17 protein-coding genes are annotated in these 21,356 nt (G+C 52.5%); 5 read left to right on the top strand and 12 right to left on the bottom strand.

Translation table 11 applies throughout. The features are described from left to right. Positions 1-40: 40 nt before the first annotated feature. A complete protein-coding gene (locus tag CRP01_RS35455; RefSeq protein WP_170110679.1) occupies positions 41-1,051 on the top strand; it encodes a c-type cytochrome in 1,011 nt (336 codons plus the stop codon). 167 nt (positions 1,052-1,218) lie between these two features. Here CRP01_RS35455 and CRP01_RS35450 read toward each other — a convergent pair whose 3' ends face one another. Then, entirely contained in the window at positions 1,219-3,495 is a 2,277-nt protein-coding gene (locus tag CRP01_RS35450; protein ID WP_170110678.1) for a patatin-like phospholipase family protein, read from the bottom strand. Between the two features lie 157 nt (positions 3,496-3,652). Continuing rightward, positions 3,653-3,988, bottom strand: coding sequence for a hypothetical protein (locus CRP01_RS35445; RefSeq protein ID WP_099154834.1), 336 nt, complete (start codon positions 3,986-3,988; stop codon positions 3,653-3,655). Positions 3,989-4,079: 91 nt separating this feature from the next. On the opposite strand from CRP01_RS35445, the gene CRP01_RS35440 reads away from it, so the two are divergent. Further along, a complete protein-coding gene (locus CRP01_RS35440; RefSeq protein ID WP_099154833.1) occupies positions 4,080-4,637 on the top strand; it encodes a glycosyl-4,4'-diaponeurosporenoate acyltransferase CrtO family protein in 558 nt (185 codons plus the stop codon). A gap of 10 nt (positions 4,638-4,647) precedes the next feature. Here CRP01_RS35440 and CRP01_RS35435 read toward each other — a convergent pair whose 3' ends face one another. Together CRP01_RS35435 and CRP01_RS35430 are read right to left on the bottom strand one after the other, a co-directional pair. Continuing rightward, entirely contained in the window at positions 4,648-5,667 is a 1,020-nt protein-coding gene (locus CRP01_RS35435; RefSeq protein WP_099154832.1) for an XdhC family protein, read from the bottom strand. A 102-nt stretch (positions 5,668-5,769) separates the two neighbouring features. After that, complete coding sequence (locus CRP01_RS35430; protein WP_099154831.1) at positions 5,770-6,462, bottom strand: CDP-alcohol phosphatidyltransferase family protein; 693 nt, start codon at positions 6,460-6,462, stop codon at positions 5,770-5,772. A gap of 54 nt (positions 6,463-6,516) precedes the next feature. Here CRP01_RS35430 and CRP01_RS35425 point away from each other — a divergent pair, with 54 nt between their 5' ends. Together CRP01_RS35425 and CRP01_RS35420 are read left to right on the top strand one after the other, a co-directional pair. After that, on the top strand, positions 6,517-8,112 hold the full coding sequence (locus CRP01_RS35425; RefSeq protein ID WP_099154830.1) for a sodium:solute symporter family protein: 1,596 nt from the start codon (positions 6,517-6,519) through the stop codon (positions 8,110-8,112). 85 nt (positions 8,113-8,197) lie between these two features. Further along, on the top strand, positions 8,198-9,307 hold the full coding sequence (locus CRP01_RS35420) for a hypothetical protein (RefSeq protein WP_099154829.1): 1,110 nt from the start codon (positions 8,198-8,200) through the stop codon (positions 9,305-9,307). 77 nt (positions 9,308-9,384) lie between these two features. Here the strand turns inward: CRP01_RS35420 and CRP01_RS35415 are convergent, their stop codons facing one another. Together CRP01_RS35415 and CRP01_RS35410 are read right to left on the bottom strand one after the other, a co-directional pair. Then, positions 9,385-11,187 (bottom strand): RagB/SusD family nutrient uptake outer membrane protein, encoded by a 1,803-nt coding sequence (locus CRP01_RS35415; RefSeq protein WP_099154828.1) that lies wholly within the window; start codon positions 11,185-11,187, stop codon positions 9,385-9,387. A 32-nt stretch (positions 11,188-11,219) separates the two neighbouring features. Beyond that, positions 11,220-14,477: a SusC/RagA family TonB-linked outer membrane protein gene (locus tag CRP01_RS35410; protein ID WP_099154827.1), complete on the bottom strand. Its 3,258-nt coding sequence runs from the start codon at positions 14,475-14,477 to the stop codon at positions 11,220-11,222. A gap of 189 nt (positions 14,478-14,666) precedes the next feature. Here CRP01_RS35410 and CRP01_RS35405 point away from each other — a divergent pair, with 189 nt between their 5' ends. Next, positions 14,667-16,133: a T9SS type A sorting domain-containing protein gene (locus CRP01_RS35405; protein WP_099154826.1), complete on the top strand. Its 1,467-nt coding sequence runs from the start codon at positions 14,667-14,669 to the stop codon at positions 16,131-16,133. Positions 16,134-16,148: 15 nt separating this feature from the next. Here CRP01_RS35405 and CRP01_RS35400 read toward each other — a convergent pair whose 3' ends face one another. The 6 genes from CRP01_RS35400 to CRP01_RS35375 all read right to left on the bottom strand — a co-directional run bounded on the left by CRP01_RS35400 (position 16,149) and on the right by CRP01_RS35375 (position 21,223). Continuing rightward, the gene (locus CRP01_RS35400) at positions 16,149-16,637 is read right to left on the bottom strand and encodes a hypothetical protein (protein WP_099154825.1); all 489 of its coding nucleotides are present in this window, start codon (positions 16,635-16,637) and stop codon (positions 16,149-16,151) included. Positions 16,638-16,717: 80 nt separating this feature from the next. After that, entirely contained in the window at positions 16,718-17,788 is a 1,071-nt protein-coding gene (locus CRP01_RS35395) for a DNA polymerase beta superfamily protein (protein ID WP_233752818.1), read from the bottom strand. Positions 17,789-17,798: 10 nt separating this feature from the next. Further along, positions 17,799-18,974: a hypothetical protein gene (locus tag CRP01_RS35390; protein ID WP_099154824.1), complete on the bottom strand. Its 1,176-nt coding sequence runs from the start codon at positions 18,972-18,974 to the stop codon at positions 17,799-17,801. Positions 18,975-19,377: 403 nt separating this feature from the next. Beyond that, a complete protein-coding gene (locus CRP01_RS35385; protein WP_099154823.1) occupies positions 19,378-19,935 on the bottom strand; it encodes an RsmD family RNA methyltransferase in 558 nt (185 codons plus the stop codon). A gap of 17 nt (positions 19,936-19,952) precedes the next feature. Next, positions 19,953-20,780 (bottom strand): DUF3822 family protein, encoded by an 828-nt coding sequence (locus CRP01_RS35380; RefSeq protein ID WP_099154822.1) that lies wholly within the window; start codon positions 20,778-20,780, stop codon positions 19,953-19,955. Next, a complete protein-coding gene (locus CRP01_RS35375; RefSeq protein ID WP_099154821.1) occupies positions 20,777-21,223 on the bottom strand; it encodes a hypothetical protein in 447 nt (148 codons plus the stop codon). Before CRP01_RS35375 ends, CRP01_RS35380 begins: the two co-directional genes overlap by 4 nt. Positions 21,224-21,356: the final 133 nt, after the last annotated feature.

Raw genomic sequence — 21,356 nt, 5'->3', positions numbered from 1 at the left:
GGTGGTGCTTAAGATTTGTACACCTATAACATACTATTACATGAAAAAACCAAACTTCAAAATTACCAAAGCTCACCTGAAGAAAGGATTAAAGTACGGAGGAATTGCGCTCGGCGTCATTGTAGTGCTGGCTCTGATCGGCGGGTTTACCATCAATTACCGGGGCATCCCCTCCTACGAAGTAAATATTCCGGATTATCAGCTGAACAGCACGCCGGAAAGCATTGCCCGTGGTAAAAAACTTACCCTCACTTTATGTGCAGGCTGCCACCGGGACCCCGAGACCGGGCAACTGACCGGAGCGCAAATGAAAGATGCTCCGGCGGAATTCGGCACCATCTATTCGCAGAATATCACCCAGGATAAGGAATACGGTATCGGCGACTGGACGCCGGGAGAACTCATGTACCTGTTGCGTACCGGCATCAAAAAGGATGGCCAGTACGCACCGCCCTATATGGCCAAGTTGCCGCTCATGGCCGATGAGGATATCCATGCGATCATCTCGTTCCTGAAATCCGATGATCCGATAGTGGCCGCGATCAATAAGCCGGATCAACCCAGCGAGGTAGGTTTCCTGACCAAGTTGCTCTGTAACATAGCCTGGAAACCGTTCCCACTACCGGAAAACCGGATCGAAATGCCCGATACTACCAATAAGGTCGAACTGGGTAAGTATCTGGCCCACAACCTGGATTGCTATTCCTGCCATTCGGCGGATTTCAAAACCAACGACTTTCTGGAACCTACCCAGAGCGCCGGTTATTTCGGCGGTGGAAACCCGACCCTGAACTTAGAAGGCGAGGTCGTCCCAACCGCCAACCTCACCCCCCATCCCACCGGCATCGGCGACTGGACCGAAGCGGAATTCATCCTGGCGGTCAAAAGCGGGATCAAGCAAGGCGAACCGAAGTTAAGGTACCCAATGGCCCCCTACGCCCTGCTCACCGATTACGAAGTAGGCGCCATTTTTGCCTACCTGCAGACCATCCCGCCGGTCGAGAACGAGGTGGAACGGGTATTCGAAGAAAAAGAAGCCAAAATGGATTGATCACCGCATTCGTGCAGAACGATCATTCATCGAAACTAATTCAACCGGTTCCGGGTAGCCCCTCAAAGTTACCCGGAACCCTCCCCTGACACCTGACACCTCTCAACCCTCACTCCCCAAACCCTGACACCTGACACCTCCCAACCCTGACCCCTCGCATCTCCCCCTCAAAACCGATGCCCAATCGACAAAAAAGATTTCACCCCCGGCTGTACCGTACCATCCGTTTTCAGAGGCAACGAAAAGGTTAAAGTAATTGGGCCGAGAAAAGACTGATAGCCAATCGTAGCCCCAAAACCCCAAAGTGGGATATTGCGATCCCGGGGTATCTGCAGGTTATCGGGCGACTGGAAAAAGCCGAAATTGGTTTCCAGTCGGAACATCAACGCCCGGCTGACGAACTGCTGCCAGCCCAGACTACCACCAAAAGCTGCGGCTGCTACCTGCTCATTAGCCTCCAGCCCCAGAAAGGGAATGTGGCGTTGCCCCAATCGCTCCGGAGCACCTACCAGAAAGAAATCCACGAAGTTGTCTTTGGGGTTCCAGATATAGCCCGCAAAAGTCCGAAACACGATGGAAGCCTTGCTGTGCACCGGAATAAAGCTGTTAAGCTGCAGACTCAGCTTGAAGTAGGGATCAAAACTAAAAAGTGTATCCGGGTTAAACGGGATATTCACATTGGGTTCAGTCAGGCGAAAACGGCTGTTGTTCACCAGTTTGCCCCGGGCCTGCATTTGCACGCCCCTACGGGGAAAGATATTGCGATCCAGCGAATTGATGTCCAGACCGCCGTATACCAGATGATTCGTAAAGACCAGTTTTCTGAAGCCCGGATCAATCCCGGAACGGGGTTGAAACACCAGACGTTCCCGCTGCACACCGGTGGAAAAAAGTACATTGTGCCCAAATCGATACTGCCAGCCCACATCGAAAACGGATTCCGTCAATTTAAATTCCTGCACGGTGATGCCTTTCTGGTAGAAGGGTAGTTCATCGCGATTGACGCGAAACTCCGCCGCCAGGGAGGCCCGTTGGTTGCGGCTGACGTACTTCAGGTAATTTGCGTTGAGGCGGTAGTTGTCCGCCAGTTTGGTCACCACCACCAAACGGGATGCCGGCAGCCAGAGGTTGCGGCGGATGAGCCCCAGCAGAAAGCCGGCCTCGTGGTAACTGTCGTAATTGATCGCTGCCTTGAGAATGGCCTGGGATTTCTCCTGTACATCGAGGGTCAGAAAATTTCGATCCCCTTCCCGTTGCACCCGGTAAGTCACCTTTTCGAAGGCATTGGTCCCGAACAGCCGGTCGATCCCCGCGTCGATATCGTCTACGGTGATCGGTTTGGCCATCCGGATATCGAAGCGGCCGGTGATCTCATATCCGGTGAGGCGTTCGTTTCCCTGTACATCCACCCGGTGGATGACCAGAGGATCAGGAGATTCCAGAGCGGGGACCTCCGACGGAATTGCATATTGCCGCAGCGAATCGGCCAGTTGCCGCAACTGCGGCAACGCCCGGCGGGCCGCCAGTTCGCCCATGTACATAATGGAATCGGCCTCGTAAAACTGGGAGGCGCTATAGTTGCGTAGGTCCGGTTCGATGTAGATATCGATCAGATCCATTTGTTTTTCCGCATCCTCGATGCCCATCAGAAAGAAGGACTGCAACAGTACATCGGACAAGCCGTCCATGTGTTCCGGAGCCGCTTTCTGCCGGCCGGTATAAACGCCGATCACAATATCCGCTCCCATGTCCACGATCTCGCGCACGGCAAAATTGTGCACCAGGCCACCGTCGACCAGCACCTGTTCCTCACTCCGGATGGGGGTGAAAACGGTCGGGATCGCCATACTGGTCCGCATGGCTTTCGCCAGGTCTCCTTCTTCCAGGACCACCGATTTACCACTGATCATATCCGACCCGTTGCACACAAAAGGAATGGGGAATTTCCGAAAATCTGACTCTTCCATGGCCGGCAGGGTCAGGCGGCTCAGTAGCTTGGAGATCTGCTGCCCCTGGTTGAGGCCGCTGGGCACCTTAAATTGCCAGTTGCCGATATCGAATTCGGCCAGCTGATTTTCAAAAAAGGGTTTTTCTTCGAAGATGACATTCTGCAGAGGCATGCGGTCACTCAGTACCTCGGACCAGTTTTGGTCCAGGATCAGACGCTCCAGGCTATCCGCCCGGTAGCCGATCGCGTAGAGGCCACCAATGATACTTCCCATGCTGGTGCCGGTAATAAAATCCGGCCGGATCCCTACTTCCTCCAGCACTTTCAGCACGCCGATGTGGGCCATTCCCTTGGCGCCGCCACCACTGAGTACCAGGCCGATCCTGGGTCGCTCCGGGGTCCGGAGCGTAGTATCAGGAGTTTGGGCCCGCAGTACAGGTGTTAAATAAAATGGCAGGAAGCCCCATAGGAAGAAGAATAACAGGCGATATTTCATCGGTAATCTGAAATGCGTAGGTGTTCTCCAAAAATACATAAAAGATCAAAGGAAGAACAGCGTCTTTTCGAGCAACGTCCCGATTACCGGGACCAAAAAAATAAGCCGATCAACCAAGGCTGACCGGCTATTATTTTCAATTTGCTAAAACTTCAGATTAACACTGGAGGTCATCCAGACTATCCCGTGCATCTTCGATAGCTGCATCGTACGCAGCCTGATCCGCCGCCGGTACACAGAAATCAATGTCCTCGGCTGCATCCAGGTAATCCTGATAGGCATCCTTATAGGTATTGCAATTTTCTGTAGTCGGGTCCTGTGCGTAGGCCTGGGCAGCGTTGCTCAGAACGTTTGCCTCATCCTGCAATTCCACGGTCCAGTTAAAATTAGCGGCACAACCGCCGGGCCCCGGATTGTCCTTACTGCAGGCAGTGCTCAGGGTGATAGTAAAAGTGATCAATAAGAAAGCGGAAAACTTCAAAAATGAAGACATTTAGAATATGGGTTTTTGAGTTAAATAAAATGTATATACTTTTATACTACCAGAAACCGATAGGTTACTGACAAAACCGTAATTTTTGGAAATGCTAAAAAAGATTTCCTTTATAACGCTGTCTCTGTTTTTGATCTGGCAGTCCTACAAGCTGGTTGGCCATCTGGGACAGGTAAGCATCAATTCCTTTCTGCTGACCATTTTTCTGGCGTGGATAATCAATATGTTTATTACGGGAATATTTGCTTTTCCCGGATTTGTGCTTCCTACCCAAAATCTATTACCGGAAGCTTATTACCAGATCCACTCTCCCGATGTTTTGAAGTCCTGGTTCGATCGTTTAGGCGTGGAGACTTTCCGAAAAATCTTATTGGCCACACTGTGGCGCAATCAGGAACAGCGTAAAGGTTATTTTAATGGCAGAAAAGAAGGGATGGATCAGCTTTGGACAAAAAGCAAGAAATCCGAATTTGGTCACCTTTTGCCCTTCATCATTCTAAATGGTGTAGCCGTTTTCTTTTTATTCCGTGAGCATTATCTTTTGGCGATCGCTACCGCATCTATCAATTTTCTAGGAAATTTTTATCCAATTCTTCTGCAACGACACCATCGAATGCGCCTTACTAAATTGAGGAAATTAAGCGTTTAAGATATCAATTTCAAATTGCTCCTCCGTTTTTCACCTTGATCAGCTCGGCAATAATGCTCAGGGCGATCTCCCGGGCGGAGCGGGCGCTGATATTGACGCCAATGGGCCCGTGTATCCGGGCGATCGCATCTTCACTGAAACCGGCTTTCTGCAGGCGGGCCACCCGCTTGGCGTGGGTACGGCTGCTCCCCAACGCGCCGATATAGGCAATATCCGAATCCAGCAGCAAATGTAGCGCCTGATCGTCGATCTTCGGATCGTGGCTCAGCAAAACGGCGTAGGTATAGGCATCGAAATCGTAATTCGGAAGCACCTCCGCGGGCCAGTCCCGGATCAATTCCTTCGGAGGCGTGCTGAAAACCGTCCGGTCGGTGAAGATACCGCGCGGATCGATCACGATGGGTTCGAACCCAAAATAATGCGCCAGGTGGACCAGATCCACCGCAATGTGCGCCGCACCAATGATGAGCAGGCGGCTCGGACGCGGATAGATCCGAATGAACCAATTGCCCGATCCCAGCTCGGCCTGCCGGCTTTTTCGGCTGCGGTAGGCATCCAGGGCTTCTTCCGCCACTTCTTCCGGCACGGTGCTTCCCATTTGGCTGCCGTCGGGAAAGACCAGACTACGCTCCAGCTTTTCGTTCTGCAGGTGACTGACGAGGATACAGGGCTCGTGCCCTTCCAGACAGGAAAAAAGCTTTTGATTAAGTGCTTGCTGGCGACTTACCGGTTCCAGAAAAACGGTCACCTTACCGCCGCAGGTCAGACCTACCGACCAGGCCTGATCGTTGCTCACACCGAAGGCCAGAGTCTTCGGCCGACCGCTTTCCATCACACTTTTTGCTTCCTTAACCACAGCACCTTCCACGCAACCGCCGCTCACACTACCGGCCATATCCAGGTTCTCGGAAATAGCCATCACTGAACCTACCGGACGGGGAGCGGAGCCCCAGGTTTGAATAACGGTGGCCACGGCATAATCCAGCCCTTGCTTTTCCCAGGAGCGTATGGTATCCAGTATTTCTTCCATTGCAAGTATGTTTTATATTTGGTTAGTTATCATTGGCAACAGTAGCGCCCCGCCAACAGTTTAGCTACTTTGCGGATATTTCCGGGCCAGACGAAGGATTCGTCACGCTTCCGGTAGAATGTAGGTTTCCAACACCGCGATCAGTCCGTAGATCGAAACCGTCAGGACGGACACCCACCAGATCCAGAGCGGCCGTTCGGGGTATAGCCATACCGCCAAAAATACACTGATCAGGCATAATATGGTATTGATTAAAATCACCCATTTGAACCGGCGGGCCCGACTGGGATAGGCGAATTTGATGGGCACAAAATGTAATATGGCAAAAGCCAGAATGAGTATGGCATTGCCCCAGGGAGAAAAATCAAAGATGAAATACAGAAAAAGGACCACCATGTTCCACATCACCGGAAAGCCGACGAAATGCATGCCGTCGGAAACCATACCGTCCAGACCGTAGTACAGGGCCGATACGAGTAAGATGGCAAAAGTGAGATAGAGGTCCCAGGGAGCCGGCACCAGTTCGGCACTGTAAAAAAAGTAGGCCGGGATAATGGCGTAGGTCGCAAAATCGATCACGTAGTCGATCGTTTGTCCTTTTACGTGAGGCAACACCTCCGTCACCCGAAACATTCTGGCAAAAGTACCGTCTACTCCATCGATGAGCAGACACAAAAAGAGCCACAACATGGCTTCCCGGAAATTGCCCGCATCGATCGCTATTATGGCCATAAAGGCCGAAAGTAAACCGCTGGCCGTGAATACATGTACACTCCAAGCTAAGATTTTTGCCATCATTGTTATTTTGCTGTCCGGCTCGAATTTAAGGAAAGCTTGTAACTTCACGCTATGAATTTGAAAAATCCATCTATCTGGCGCCCGATGCTCGGGCTGTTTGGTCTCTTTATACTCATCGCGCTCTACCTCGTCCTCAGCGACACGCAGGATATTTTCTGGCCCGGTTTCCTGGCCATGGCGTTCTTTTACGCCCTGGTCTTCCTGCTGGGTGCCTACGCGGCCAGTTTGCGTAAAGACGAAGGGATCAACGGCATGATGCTGGCCGACCGCTCCGTACCGCTCTGGCTGGCCATCTTTACCATGAGCGCTACCTGGGTAGGTGGAGGTTATATCAACGGTACGGCGGAATATACGGCCTCCAGCGGGCTCGTCTGGGTGCAGGCCCCCTGGGGTTACGCTCTGAGCCTGATCATCGGCGGCCTGTTCTTTGCCCGCAAAATGCGCCGGTACCGCTTTCGCACCATGCTCGATCCATTGGAACAGCGATTCGGAAAAAGGATTGCCGGACTGCTTTTCCTGCCCGCTCTTTCCGGAGAGATATTTTGGACGGCGGCCATCCTGACCGCGCTGGGTACTACTTTCGGTACCGTGCTTGGACTGGATACGACCACGTCCATCATCCTTTCCGCGCTCATCGCCATTGCCTATACCGCACTCGGCGGGCTGTGGGCTGTGGCTATTACCGATCTGTTGCAAATGATCATCCTTTTCGGCGGTTTGTTCCTGGTTCTGCCGTTTGCGTTGAACACGGTCGGTGGCTGGTCCAAAATATGGGGCGACTATCAGGAAAGTTTCGGGGCGGCCGCCAGTCTGCTTCCGAGTCGGGAAGCCCTCGGCTCCTATTATTGGAACTGGTGGGACTTTGCGCTGCTGCTCATGTTTGGCGGTATTCCCTGGCAGGTTTACTTCCAGCGGGTACTGTCCTCCAAAGACGAGCGCATCGCCCAACGCCTGTCGATCATGGCGGGCCTGGTTTGCCTCCTGGCGGCCGTTCCGCCCATCGTGATCGGAGTGATCGGTCAACAGGCAGACTGGGTGGCCATGGGACTGAATCCGCCGCCTGATGCCGCCACTACCCTACCCTGGGTGATCCGCTACCTGACCAATCCCTGGATCGCTACCATCGGCCTGGGAGCCATTGCCGCCGCGGTGATGTCTTCGGTGGATTCTTCCATCCTTTCGGCCTCTTCGATGCTTTCCTGGAATGTCTACCGGCCGCTCATCCGGCCGAACCTTTCCGAGTTTCAGTTGAAGAAAGTCATCCAGCGCTCCATCTGGATCATCGGTATTGCCGCCCTCTTGCTGGCCCTGCAGGTGAAGAGTGTATACGAGTTGTGGTTCCTGTGCAGTGATTTTGTCTATTGCCTGTTGTTCCCGGCGCTGGTCTGCTCGCTGTTCGACCCGAAAGCAAATGCGCCGGGGGTACTGGCCGGATTTTTGGTAGCTTTTGTTCTGCGGTTCGGCGGTGGAGACGCTACCCTTGGGATACCGATCATACTCCCCTACCCGATGGTCGAAGATGGGGTGGTACTGTTTCCCTACCGGACCCTGGCGATGGTTTCCGGTTTGATCTCTATTGTAGTCGTATCCCGGCTGACCCAGCAATACCGGCCGGCCAAACCGCTGGTAATAGCCGATAATGATTAAGCCTGGCAACTAATCCCCTGAAAGTACGTACAGGGTATAAATGTCTAAGGGAATTCATATCTTACAGACAACCAGCAACCTGATAATGGACATCGACCAAAGCCTCAAGGAACAGATCTTACAGCTAGTTGCCAAAAACGAGATTGACCAGGTTTTTGAATTACTGGCCAAACGGCAATTTTCCACTTTGGATAAAGAGCTGATCCTGCTGAATAGCCGGTACAATAAGCTCAAGGAAGAAATGCGGATGGATGTCATTTCCAAAGAGGAAGCCAATCGGGAAATGAACCGGATCACCGTAGCCCTGGTAGACCTTTCCTCTCGTATCCAACAACCCGCGCGGACCGGAGTCGAAACTGGTGTCCGGAGCAATAAGCTGTTGCTCTACCTCCTACCCGTGGTCCTTTTACTGCTGGCGGGCGGTATTTACTTTTTCATGCAGGATCGGGGTGCCACATCCAGTCCGGGCCAGCAGTTTACCGAGATCGGCCCCGCCCCCGATGAGGCCGGTGACGATAAGCTTTGGCAAAGAACGCTGTCGGTTAACGATCTGCGAGCTTACAATACCTACCTCGATGTATATCCCAACGGAAAACACGCAACGGAAGCGCACCAGAAGATCCAACAGCTCGGTGATCAGCCGTACTGGGAGCAGGTACTGGAAGTGCGCGCCCTCGGTGCCTACAAAGATTACCTGGCCGAATTTCCCGATGGCCGGTTCCGTGCCGATGCCGAAGACAGCATCCGGGTGATCGAGGCCAAAGATGATCTGATCCGGCAGGACAATCTGGACTTCGAAGCGGCGGCCCGGCAGGAAACGATCGCGGCCTTCCAACAATACCTGGACCAACATCCGAACGGACAATTCGTGGGACTGGCCCGGGCCAATATCCGGGCCCTAGAGGCGGAAAAAGAATGTTTCTGCAAGGCCCGGACCTTCAAGCAGGTTAGCGATCATACCTGGGTAGAATTCCGTATGCCCCGCCTGAAAATAGGCTCCACCATTAAGATCCCGGAAGGGGTTTACAACAAATACGTATTCCCCAAGTGCAATCGCGTTTGGTGGACAGATCTCGTATTCACCTGTAATCCGACGACCTGCCAGTGGGAAAAGGTAAGCGGCCGCTACGATTCGGATGCACTCTGCCACGGGGGCTATACGGAGCATCGCTACCTGGTAGTGGGTACCAAATAAAAACCGGGAAACAGCCATCAGACTATTTCCCGGTTCGATCATTGCTTTTTCTTATCTAATTCTGTAACTCTTCCATTTTATTCCCAGCCAAAGATCTGCGTCAGATTGGGATTAACCGTTACGTGGGTTTGGGGAATGGGGCGGTAGTAATACTTCGGATCTTCGAAAGTCCCTCTTTCCCGCACGGTCTGTATCGTTCCGCTGGTGCCGTTGGCCAGGTAGACGTTGGCATCCGAACCCTGTTCGCCGGCGCGGTAGTAAATAAGGGCTACGCCATTGGAATTGACCTCCTTATCATCACCCGTCGGAACGGATTCCGTCTGATCGATCAGAATGATGTCTTCTACTCCGTCGCCGGTCAGATCGTATTTGCCCAGGCCGGGGAAGTACAGTCCTTCCGGTTCGTTTTCCACCAGTTTGCCGGCACCCCAACGCATAAGGTCATCAAAACGATAGCCTTCCATTGCCAGTTCGATCCGGCGCTCCCGGCGGATCTCCAGGAGCAACGGGTCGGAAATACCCGGATAGCGGGCCTCCTGCAGCCGGTCGCTGGTAGCATCCATGGTCATGGCCGGGGTGCCTACGCGGGCACGCAATACGTTGACCGTAGCGTCCAGGACACTTTGGTCCAGAGCGCCCAGTTCGGCGTTCGCTTCGGCGAAGATCAACAGCACTTCTGCGTACCGCAGTACCGGCACGTCTACATTGTTGATGACGTCATCATCCCGGTCGTTCACGTATCCTTTGATCTGGTGGTAACCGGAGAAGTTCTTGGACAACTGCTGCACGTACACCCCACCGCCCTGAGCGTAGGTGCCCGTTCTGATCAGTTCCCAACCCGGATAGGCGTAGGTCTGAGCCAGTCGCTTATCGCGATTTTCAAACTCTTCGACGAACAGTTTGGTGTCGTAACCCTCCATCTCGGAATAAAACGCACCGTCGAGCATCAGGTAAGTCTGCAGGAGATCCTTGCTCGGACTGGTCTCGTAGTTACCGAAAATGGTACCGGAGTTTCCACTATTCTTAAGGTTGGTAATGGCAATATTATTCAGAATGACTTCGGGGTTTCCGTTGAGATTGGCATTGACAAACAAGTTGTAATAATCCTGATCCGGATTCCCGGTGCTGTAAATGCTGAACCGTCCGGTATCCATGATCTGTTTGGCCAGATCCCGCGCCAGTTCGATGTAGGCGGTGGCAGTGCCCTGCAGATTCAGTTCGGGATGATACTTGCGGTAAGTTCCTTCGTAGAGGGCATAGCGCGCCATGTAGGTCATGGCTACCCATTTGTCCACTGCTCCATCCGGCTGGTCGGTACGGATGTGGTCCACGGCAAACTGAAAATCTTCAAAGATATGGTCTACTACCATGGCGCGGTCGTCGCGGCCCTTATACAACTTATCTTCGTCATCGGTGCCCAAAACCTGGTCGTACCAGGGCACATCGGAGTAGCGTTGTACTTTATCTACGTAAAAAAGGGCCCGGAAAAAGCGCGCCAAACCTTCAAAGTGATCCAGTGCTTCCTGCGGAATATCCGCCTTTTCAAAGTTCTCCAGGAAAAAATTGATGGTACGGAGCCGCCCCCAGTTCCAGCCTCCGGTAATAGTTGCTGAACTCGGATTGGTCGTCATCATCGTTTTCAATTCCGTGTTACCCGTATTGGAGGCATTATCGGTGGTGGCGTAGCCATCGGCCACGTAGATGCCCCATCCGGGAAAATTGTACAGGTTGTTCATGTAAATGGAGAGGTCTTCTTCGGAATTGAAGAAATTCTCCTTTCCAATGGAGGTCTCCGGGAAGCGATCCAGGAACTCATCGTTACAGGAAGTGCCCACCAGCAGGATGGCGACACCGATGATTGGAAATAATATATTTTTCATGATTGTTAGTTTCTTTTACCGCAATTAATTCATTAAAAATCAACATTGATGCCCACGGAATACCGGCGTTGGAACGGATACTGGTAACCGCTTCCGTTCTGGCGCCCAACGGACAAACTCGGATCGATGCGAATATCGCTGTCGCTGATCGCTTCCGGATCGAAATAGTCGGCCACGCCGGACCATTCCGTGATGTTCTCGCCACTGAGGAAGACCCGGATCCGGGAGATGTTGATCCGGCTGGTCAGACTGTTCGGCAGCGTATACCCGATCGTCAGATTCTTAAACCGCAGATAAGCGGCATTCAGGAGGTAATCGGATTGGGGAATCGCCAGGCCCTGCGCCTGGTCGATCCGTTCGCCCAGGTTCCGGTCTGCGAGCCAGGCCTGCAGGTGCGGGTACTGCGCGTCGGTATTGGCACTCGCCAGACCGGCATCGATATAGGCCTGTGAGTGTTTTGCCATATCGGTCGGACTGTCGTCCGCGGCGCGGTAATAGTCCATCAGGTGCACGTAACCTCCGGCGTAGGGTTGCTGGTAAAAACCCCAGTAAAGGTAATCCTGCGGGTAGTAATCCCGTTTGCCGATGCCCTGGAAGAAAGCATTGACATCCAGTCCGCCCCACTCAAAACCGAGGTTCAGGCCATACCGGAAGCGAGGCAGCATATTCCCTATGACTTTCAGGTCTTTAGGGTCATCTACCGTATTGCCTTTCTCAATAATGCCGTTACCGTCCTGGTCGACGTATTTCGGCCAGCCTTCCGTGATCGTCAGTGCGCCCCACGGAATGATGCTACTCTGATCCAGCTGATCGATCTCGTCCTGGGAGCGGAAAAGACCGTCGCTTTCCAGTCCCCAGATCTCGCCGATCTCCTGGCCTACGTAAAATTGGGTCAGGTTCAGGTTGGGATTGTCAAAACGGGTAATAAAGGAACGGTTATCAGACAGGACGAATTTGGCGTCGAAGCGGAGGGGTTTGCGTCCCACATCGAATGAGTTGCGGTAAGTGAGCCCCAGCTCCCAGCCTTTGGTTTCCAGATCTGCGGCATTTTCCAGCGGCTCGTTCGCACCCAGTACATCCGGAAGATCCCGGCCCAGTGTAAGCATTCCCTTGGTTTCCCGCACGTAATAATCGAAAGTAGCCAGCAGGCGGTCTTCCTTGATCCCTACTTCGAGACCGAAGTTGCGCGAAGTCACATCTTCCCAGGTATAGTTGGAAGAAACGATGGCGGGCGGCTGGATCCGCTGCGGTAATTGATCACCGAAGATATAGAGACCGTCGGTGGCGCTCATCGTCGGAATATATCCGTAGTTGCTGACGAACTGGTTACCCAGGCTACCGTAGGAAGCACGGAGTTTGAGCAGGCTGATCAGCCCCTGATCCTGCATGAATCCTTCCTTATCAATTCTCCAGGCTGCCGAAGCCGACGGGAAGAAACCGAAACGCTTGTCCTGCGGGAAACGGGAAGAACCGTCGTAACGGCCGTTGAATTCAACGATATAGCGATCCTTAAAGATATAGTTTAGGCGGTAAAATACCCCGCGAACGGCCCAATCGGAGATCGCTTCGTCCACTTCCGCCGTACCGGTGGCCAGCGCGATGGTCGGCAAACTGGCCGAGATGATACCGTCCCGGTAGGCATCAAAGCGTTCGGTGCGGTAGTACTCCTGGTTGAAACCTCCAATAACGGTCAAGGCGTGATCCTGGCCGAAATTGGTATTGAAGGTGGTATAGACATTGAATACATTGTAGTTATCCTTGATCGAACGGCGCAGGGCGGCGTTGGAGCCCTGCTCCCGTACATCGTCCGGCCCGAAACCGACGGAATACTTCGTCCAGTAAGTATTCACATCCAGGTTGCCCTGACGGATGGTGTAATCCGCATTCAATTTCAGGTGATCACCGATCAGTTTGAATTCGGCGGAGATCGTGTTCTGCAAACTGTTATAATCGCGGGTTGAATTTCCGCCGTCGGTTAGCTTTGCGGCCGTTTGGCCTACCGCCGTATTGGCCCAGGTCCCGTCGGGGTTCTTATCCCAGTCCGTCGGAAAAAAGTTATACAGATCCCAGAGACTGAAGTAGGAAGGATTTTCCCGCTGGGTGCCCGTGAGATAAGTGTTATTGCTGATGGAGATCCAGTCGTTCACCCGGAAATTCACCTTGCCCCGGAGCGAATAGCGATCAAAGTAATCGTCGGCCAGGGTCAGCACACCGTTTTGCCGATTGAAAGATCCGGACAGCAGGTAGCTCGTCACGTCGGATTTTCCACTAATGCTGAGGTGGTGATTTTGCGCGTTGGTATAGTTGGTCATGAAATAATCGGTCCAGTCGCGTCCGCCCATATATTGCCAGGAAGTCGCGTCGTTGGGATTGATCCGTACACCCGGCGTATTTGGGTTTTCGGAGCGTTCCTTGGCCCAGGCGTAGGTTTCATCACTGTAATTGACGTAATCCCAGGGCGTATTATCGGTTGCCGTTTCCAGCATCCGGGAATAGATGTAGGGATCGGTGATCTTATCCGGTAGAATGGTAGAAGTACCGGTGGAGAAGTTGGAGTTATAGCTTACGAAGACACCATCCTGCCGACCGGTTTTGGTCGTAATCAGGATCACGCCGAAAGCGGCGCGTGCCCCGTAAATAGCCGCAGAGGAAGCATCCTTCAGCACCGAAATGCTTTCTACATCCTCCGGAGCCAGCCGGTTCAATTCGATAGCATCCGAAGGCACTCCGTCGATCAGGATGAGCGGTTCGCCGCCGTTGATGGAGGTCAGTCCCCGGATATTGATCTTGGCGGCCTGCCCGGGAGCTCCGCTGTTGAAATCGATGTTCAGGTTGGGTGATACGCCCTGCAATCCCTGGGCGAGGTTACTGATGGGTCGGCTTTGTATCTGTTCCGGAGTGATCTGATCCACCGCTCCCGAAAGGTTTGCTTTTTTCTGCACGCCGTAACCGACCACCACTACTTCGGATAAGCCAACCGCATCCTCGGACATACTCAGGTTGATGGTCGTCTGGCCGTTGATCTGCACTTCCTGGGCCTGCATACCGACATAAGAAAAGATCAGGGTGCCGTCTTCCGGGGCTTCCAGTGCGTACCGGCCATCCAGGTCGGTGACCGTTCCGGTAGTCGTTCCCTTCACCGTTACGGATACCCCAATGAGCGGCAATCCGCTTTCATCTTCTTGCACCATGCCGCTCACCCGCAGGGTTTGAGCAGACAGGCTTAACAGTAAAATGCTACCTACTAACGTAAGTAGCCACTTCCTTCCGAAAGTAAGGATAGTTTTCATAAACTAGATGCTTTACATGAATAGAAAAACGTTGGTCGGACAAAGGTGAGGAAAAAATTGCGAACTCTTAATCTTCTTGTCTTTAATCACTTATGACTTTTGTATTAAGTTTGTATTAATAAATCGCAGGGCTGGAAAGAATCAGGAAATTTCTCCCTACATTCCGGCCCATTCCCCTACACTTAGCCTATGCATAGCAAGCGGAAGAACTATTTCCTGATCCTTTGTTTCCTGTCCTTCGTACCGTTATTGCCGGCCCAACTGGAGGACTGGGACAGCGATCAGGACGCGATGCCCAACGGCTATGAATTCTACCGGGGACTCAATGTGGACGATCCGCGGGATGCCTGGCAGGATCCGGACGAAGACGGCATCCTGAATATCTACGAATATTATCTGGGTACGGACCCGCAGGACAAAAGCCAGCCGCGAATCGTTCACCTGGAAGCGGGTGAAGATCTGAATGCCATGATCAGGACCGCCGAACGGGGTACCGTGATCCGCATCCCAACCGGTTATTATCCACTCAATTATCGTCACGACAGTCAGGCCGAAGCGCCCCGTTTGTTGCTGCAGGGCGGCTGGAATACCGATTTTACCCAACAGGACCACTGCCGCTACCCTACCGTGCTCAGCGGGGAGGAACAGGGGGCCCTGTTCGATCTTCTGATCACCAATGGCAATTCCACGGCCCTGCTCATCGATGGGTGTACGCTGCAGAACGGCAGTGCGGGAGCGATCCAACTGACCGCCTACCTTTCCAAAGTACAGCTCCTGCTGGCCAATTGCCGGATCATTAACAATTCTGCCCATCGTGCCTCAGCCATACTGAACTTTCGGGACGGGGAAAATGCCACCCTGATCTCGGACCTGATCCTGGTCAATACGGTGTTAGCCGGAAATCGCGGTACGGCGGTCCGCACCGAGCAACACGCCACTCGTACCAATCTGAAATTGCTCCATAGCCTGGTAGCCTTCAACGAATACGCTGATAATGACGTAGCGCCCTATTCGTCGGGCCACGGACTGGATGTTTATCCGGATTCCGACTCGACCTTCTACCTGCAGATAGCCAATTCCATTTTATGGAAAAATGCCAACACGGAGTTCCGGATCGGAGAGCTGGAGGAACAGACGCTGGAGGTGAGTAATACGAACAACCTGCTCAATTTTATTGAGGAAGAGACGAGACAGGCACTCTTCGCTCATCCGAGCAACCGGAGTCTTGATCCCCAACTGGAGAGCGACGGTGATCTGTTTTTCAGACTGGCAGCGACCAGTCCGGCCATTGCCGCCGGCGTGGACCTGGGATTTTTTCCGGCGAGTGATCCGGATATCGGGACGAGCCCCTGCGTTGCCCCGCTAACGACGGTATCAGCAGCGCCGGAAGCAACCGGGCCTACCTGGACGCTTTACCCCAATCCGGCCCAGCGCAATCTTCACTTATCCGGAAATCTGGCCAAAAGCCAAACGGTGGAATGGTATCTGTTCGACCGCATAGGACGAAAAATTTCCGGCCGCAACCTGGGACCGCTACCGGCGGGTGCCTTCCACTGGACCTTATCCGATAACTTACTACTGGAATCGGGTATCTATCTGCTGCAGATCAAAGCGGGAAAACATCAGCAACTCAAACGATTTACCATAATCCGGTAGGCTATGCGGACTCGTTTACGGTATTTCAACGCCGCCACTGCTCACAAGCGGAGCGGACTGTTTCCACGCTTCTTTGATCCGCCTCATTTTGACCACATAGGGGATCAGAACCAGCAGTTCCAGACGAATACTCGTACCGAAACCATCGTAGAGCACCGGTAGAATAAACATGATCACAACATTCACTACGATACCGATAACCCCATCGATCACGGCCAGATCAACGGCCCATTCCTTTTCCGTCCAGAGGCCCAGGGAAACGGCTGATTTCAGCATAAATAAGAGGATGATCAAAAGCCCGAGAGCGGACGCGGGCCGGGCAACTTCCAGGCCGTAAAGGGATAAATTGACGGGGATGCCAAATAAGGCCAGTACCAGCACCAGGGGAACCATAGCTCCAAAGATCAGAAAGATCCAGATGAAGACCTTTATCCAAAGCGGTAAGAGGTCCCGTCTGCGCACCGGAATGTCCTTCGGGCTTAAATCCAAAATACCTTCATTCATGAAATTGCGTTTATGGTCAGCCGGAACACCGGCTCAATGTCTTGAATCATCACCCTAAGATCGGAAATTTTCCCGGATACCTATTGGTATAATTGTTTCCGCAGTTGAACCAGTAAAGCTTCGATCCGATCCATGTCCGGTTCGGCGGGTAAGGTACTCTCCCGGTAAGCGGTTTCCAGAACATCCATTTTTGCCTGGGCTTTCTCCAGTAACTCCTCGTAAGCCCATGCACCGTGGCGGATGGTGAGTAATTCTTCGCGATTCGGCCGGTGCACACGGATCGCTCCCTCCCGCAGGATCTCGATCGCCATGTCCAGCAGACGGAAGGTATGCATCATGTTCTTGGAATCGTAATCTTTGCCGTGGGCGACATTATTCTGGTACCGGTGCTCGTTGCGGTTTTCGACCCACTCCCAGTATTCACGGTAATCCCTGCAGTATTGCACGTAGCCGTCTTCGTTGAAAAACAGGTGCGCGCGCGGCGCTTCCACTTTCGGCACGCTGCTGAGCAATACCTTGGTGGCATTGTCTTTGCGTTGTATTCCCCGGTACGCCAGGGTCCCCGATGGGTCGTGAAACAAGGCGTATACATCCCGGCAATGCGGAATATTGACCAGTCCGCAATCTTCCTGCCGGATGTGGTATTTCTTAAGCCATTTGGGTAATTGCATGGATCCCTGACCGTAGAGGATATAGCAGAACTCCAGAATACTTTTTTTCCGTTTTTCTACCGGGTTGACGATCTTTTTTTTCAATCCACGTGCTTTCCGCACCTGGGTGAAAGCGTAGCCACCAAAAGTATCCTTGCATTTTTTGGACAAAAATAAAGAAGGGTCGATCCGGTCCATGACCGGGTGTTTGTGGAGCACCTTATCCTCCGGCGTGGCCAGCAATTCCAGAATGTTGGGATTGTTCTTACTGAGCAACTCCATGAAGCGCCCCAATTCGTAAAAGACCAAATCGTTCGTATCGTCGGAGACCTGCGGCGTGTAGTGCATACCGTAGAACTGTTCCCGGGGCAGCATAAAAACACCGCGGATGTCCGTATCGGATCCGGGTACGTCCAGGCCGTAGGCTTTACTGCCGGAAATACATTCGAAAAGGATCAGATCCTGATCCCGCAGATCTTGGATAGTCAGTTCGTGGTTCATACCGGCGTGCTCATTTCTCACTTTTAAACTTAAATGGCTGGATCAGTACCCCTCCGCTTACCCGCAGATCGGAGCTGAGGACCAGCACTTCCTCCCGGGTACCGTCGTCAATGGATACCGCAACGGTATTGGGCGTAATATCGCCCAGATCATCGGCGTGGATGATCAGGAGATTTTCCTCATCGGTGAGGGTGACCGGAATGCTCCATTTGCGTTTGCTGACCCGGTATTTGGTCACGATCTGTTCGCCGTTCAGGAAGACCGTTACGATATCTCCGTCCACTGTGCCGTTATCCCAGACCCGGATCCGCAGCTTATTGCTGTTCACCTGCAACACGCGGTCCACCCGGACCTTCCGGTCCTTTTCCTGCTCGTAAATCGCCGACTGGCTCAGGATCTCCGCCTGGCTTTCCACCCGGACGACGGGCTTTTCCAGATACATTTTCCCGGACGCACAGGCGCCGTCCCGCAGCGTAAAGCCTTCGATGAAGCCCGACCAGTCGCCGGAAAGTCGCTGCCGCCCCGGTTCCCGCACCAGCTGCAGCTCGGCCTGTTTGATGCACCACGGCCAGTTGGGATCGGTTTTCTCCAGCACCTTGCGTTCTACGATGGTAATGACCTGTCGCACACTGTCCCAGTACCATTCCAGTTCGTGGCGGGCCGTGCCGCCGCTTTCTTCCGATACGATCTGCGAAAAGCCCTTGCCGTCTCGCTGCAGATTTACTTCGTAAAAAAAGCCATATTCGCGATCAGCCTGATCCAGATGTCCCGTCCAGCGTCCGTAGCGACTGGCGGTTGTATTTTCGGCGGTAATTACGTTATTCTCCTGAACGGGATAGAGCCAGAGTTTACCGGGATTGCATCCATCCGCCCGCCAGTTGCCGGACAAAAGTTGTTGCCCCAGTCCATCTTCCCGCAGATTGAGTTTTACGTACTTCAGGCACCAGCGTGGAGTTGCCGGCGCTTCCTGTTTCCATTCCTGCAGGAGCATCTGCTGCCCGTCCCAGGTGCCTTTTACCGCAAACTGGACCTTTACCCCTTTCGCATTTACGGAAAAAGCTTTACCGCTGAGTTCGTTCCCTCTTTGTTCCAGATGGAGCTCGTAGGAAAACGTATCCGGAACCCCGACCTGGGTCAGTCCGCCTTTCCAGATTGCAGCGGGCAGCTGGGCATCCAGCTTTCCCATACAACACACGATCAAAAGGATAAAAAAACAATATCTCATTAAAAAGAATTCTTCTGGTAATTATGCGAAAATACAGGAAATAATGGTGATGTGGTGGAGCGATCCTGCGTTTTGGTGTACCTTATTAGGGAGTTTGAAGCCTGTTGTCGGGTGCCTTTCGTGTTTTTTTGGGCAGAATACGGCCGTAATCCGGGCCGGAAAGGGGGTGCCACATCAAAATGGGGTTTCAGGAACCAAAAAGCACCCCTATATTTGTGGCATAGTGATCGAAACAAACATCGTCGACAATTGGTCGACTTAAAGAATTAGGGGGACTTTTAACGCAGATAATGATGCAAACTCATGAGCCTGGCTTCGTCCAGGCTTTTTTTTTGCCCCTATCTCAGCACGCCTGGAGTGTTTCTTAATCTTCCCGTTCCGGATCCGGTTGAAAAATACTGAAGATCGTTTTCCCGTAGTTCCGTTCCTGCCAGTACTTCGGATGGGCCTTAAAATCGTGATTCGGATTGTGTTCGAGTACCAGCCAGCCTTCGGGCTTCAGTAAGTCTTTTTCAAATATGCGATCGGGAATACTGTCCAGCGTCGGCAGACCGTAGGGAGGGCCGGCAAAAATATAGTCGTACTGCGTACCGGCAGCGTTGATAAACTGAAAGACATCTCCCTTGATGATATTGATGTAGTCCTCGATCCCCAGGGTAGCGGCCGTTTTTTTGACAAAGGCCACACAGCCCGGGAATTTATCCACGTAGGTAACGTCCCGGCAGCCCCGGGAAATAAATTCGTAGCTGTGGTTGCCCGTACCGCCGAACAGATCGAGCACCTTCATTTCCGAAAAATCAAAATGATTGGTCAGGATATTGAATAGTCCTTCTTTGGAAAAATCCGTAGTGGGTCTGGTCGGCCAGTTCTTGGCCGGTGGGTTGAAGCGTCTTCCCTTAAATTCACCCCCGATAATGCGCATAATGAATCGCTTTAAAATTACCTGCCGGAATTAGCCAGAGCGTGCAGGTCGAAGAAAAAGTGGGCCGGATGGCGCTCCAGTTGCGGACCGATCTTGGTCCGGTCCGGAGCGAGAAAGGACAATTTCCGGATATAACGGATCAGCAGCCTGTAAATATCGGAATCTTCCAGGATCCGGCCGGCCAGGTATAAAGGAACGCCTCCGGTCTTCAGTCCGAGCTGTTCGTAAACCAGCAGGACATAGTAGAGAAAATCCTGAGCCGAATTGTATCGATAGGCATTCAACAGCATCAGGTTGGTGCGGTCGAAGGCATAGATCAGTAACTGCTTTTGCGTAACGTGGACAGCAACGTGGTAAGAAGCCTGAGTGGCGGCGTGACTGCGCATGGATTCCAGGAGAATGGTGTGCAGGTTGCGCTTGGGCGCCCGGGTAAAATACCGGTCGATCTCCTGCAACGCGGATTCTTCTACCTCGTAAACGAGTTCGGCCTGGTGCTGGGAGATGTTGTCCGAAAGGATATTCCCGCTGCGGCGGATCTTGGCCAGATGGCCCAGGTAGGTCGCCTTCTCCTCTTCCTGAAAAAGCCGTTGGGGTACCATACAGAACACCCCTTTGCTAAAGGCTACCTTAACCTGACGGTAATTGAAATGCAGCTTTTCATCTTCTTCCAAAAAAGTAGCTTTCTGCTTGCCGTCCTGCCAGTGGTATTCCCGTAGCGCTACAACCGTACCTTTTGCGTCCTGAATTATATACGCAAAACTGTCCACCCCGTACAGGATGGACAGTTGGTATTGTTCTGTATCTTTTCTCGAAAAATTATATTCTGTAATATCGAAGTTGATCATTCCCAGTTACCGGAAAGCTGCGGTGAGTTCATGCTACCGAACTTCAACGGCTTCTCCGGATCGTATTTTTGGTCGTAACGTGCAAATCGCTTGTCAGCGTAGTTACCCATGAAGACTTTTCTTTTCACACCGACCTCAACAACCGGCACGATGGTCTTCTGATAGGTAATGGTATCCGCTGCGATGTCAAAGGTAGCCCCATTTCCGTAAGGAACCAAAGGCAGAGAATCCAGGTTGATCCCCAGCGCGCGAATAGAGTCGATGGCCGGAGAGTAAGTGGTATCATAAACGATCTCTCCCGTAAAATCAGGATCATCCGGGTCACCGATCACACTCACGATGGCAAAATTGTCATTCTCCAGTACGTATTTCAGTGAATCGAAATTAGGTGCAAAACCTTCGGTAATATTGCGGAAAAGATCCTGCGCAGTACGGATTTCCATTAATTTGTCAATCACTGCACGTTCCCTTCTGTCTTTTTCCGCCTGGAAAGCAATAGGCTCACGAATGCTGCTGATCAATAACCAGACTAACCCAATTACGACCGCTGCTAAAAACAAGTTGATAACTAATCTC

It is taken from the genome of Flavilitoribacter nigricans DSM 23189 = NBRC 102662, from assembly GCF_002646595.1.
Taxonomy (GTDB): domain Bacteria; phylum Bacteroidota; class Bacteroidia; order Chitinophagales; family Saprospiraceae; genus Flavilitoribacter; species Flavilitoribacter nigricans.
Note: the sequence above shows the minus strand (reverse complement) of the source record. Positions and strands in the feature narration are given on the sequence as shown.

Excerpts from the sequence above, each read along its gene's own strand:
- CRP01_RS35455 (WP_170110679.1), top strand. The coding sequence starts at position 41 with ATGAAAAAACCAAACTTCAAAATTACCAAAGCTCACCTGAAGAAAGGA.
- CRP01_RS35450 (WP_170110678.1), bottom strand. The coding sequence starts at position 3,495 with ATGAAATATCGCCTGTTATTCTTCTTCCTATGGGGCTTCCTGCCATTT.
- CRP01_RS35445 (WP_099154834.1), bottom strand. The coding sequence starts at position 3,988 with ATGTCTTCATTTTTGAAGTTTTCCGCTTTCTTATTGATCACTTTTACT.
- CRP01_RS35440 (WP_099154833.1), top strand. The coding sequence starts at position 4,080 with ATGCTAAAAAAGATTTCCTTTATAACGCTGTCTCTGTTTTTGATCTGG.
- CRP01_RS35435 (WP_099154832.1), bottom strand. The coding sequence starts at position 5,667 with ATGGAAGAAATACTGGATACCATACGCTCCTGGGAAAAGCAAGGGCTG.
- CRP01_RS35430 (WP_099154831.1), bottom strand. The coding sequence starts at position 6,462 with ATGGCAAAAATCTTAGCTTGGAGTGTACATGTATTCACGGCCAGCGGT.
- CRP01_RS35425 (WP_099154830.1), top strand. The coding sequence starts at position 6,517 with ATGAATTTGAAAAATCCATCTATCTGGCGCCCGATGCTCGGGCTGTTT.
- CRP01_RS35420 (WP_099154829.1), top strand. The coding sequence starts at position 8,198 with ATGGACATCGACCAAAGCCTCAAGGAACAGATCTTACAGCTAGTTGCC.
- CRP01_RS35415 (WP_099154828.1), bottom strand. The coding sequence starts at position 11,187 with ATGAAAAATATATTATTTCCAATCATCGGTGTCGCCATCCTGCTGGTG.
- CRP01_RS35410 (WP_099154827.1), bottom strand. The coding sequence starts at position 14,477 with ATGAAAACTATCCTTACTTTCGGAAGGAAGTGGCTACTTACGTTAGTA.
- CRP01_RS35405 (WP_099154826.1), top strand. The coding sequence starts at position 14,667 with ATGCATAGCAAGCGGAAGAACTATTTCCTGATCCTTTGTTTCCTGTCC.
- CRP01_RS35400 (WP_099154825.1), bottom strand. The coding sequence starts at position 16,637 with ATGAATGAAGGTATTTTGGATTTAAGCCCGAAGGACATTCCGGTGCGC.
- CRP01_RS35395 (WP_233752818.1), bottom strand. The coding sequence starts at position 17,788 with ATGAACCACGAACTGACTATCCAAGATCTGCGGGATCAGGATCTGATC.
- CRP01_RS35390 (WP_099154824.1), bottom strand. The coding sequence starts at position 18,974 with ATGGGAAAGCTGGATGCCCAGCTGCCCGCTGCAATCTGGAAAGGCGGA.
- CRP01_RS35385 (WP_099154823.1), bottom strand. The coding sequence starts at position 19,935 with ATGCGCATTATCGGGGGTGAATTTAAGGGAAGACGCTTCAACCCACCG.
- CRP01_RS35380 (WP_099154822.1), bottom strand. The coding sequence starts at position 20,780 with ATGATCAACTTCGATATTACAGAATATAATTTTTCGAGAAAAGATACA.
- CRP01_RS35375 (WP_099154821.1), bottom strand. The coding sequence starts at position 21,223 with ATGGAAATCCGTACTGCGCAGGATCTTTTCCGCAATATTACCGAAGGT.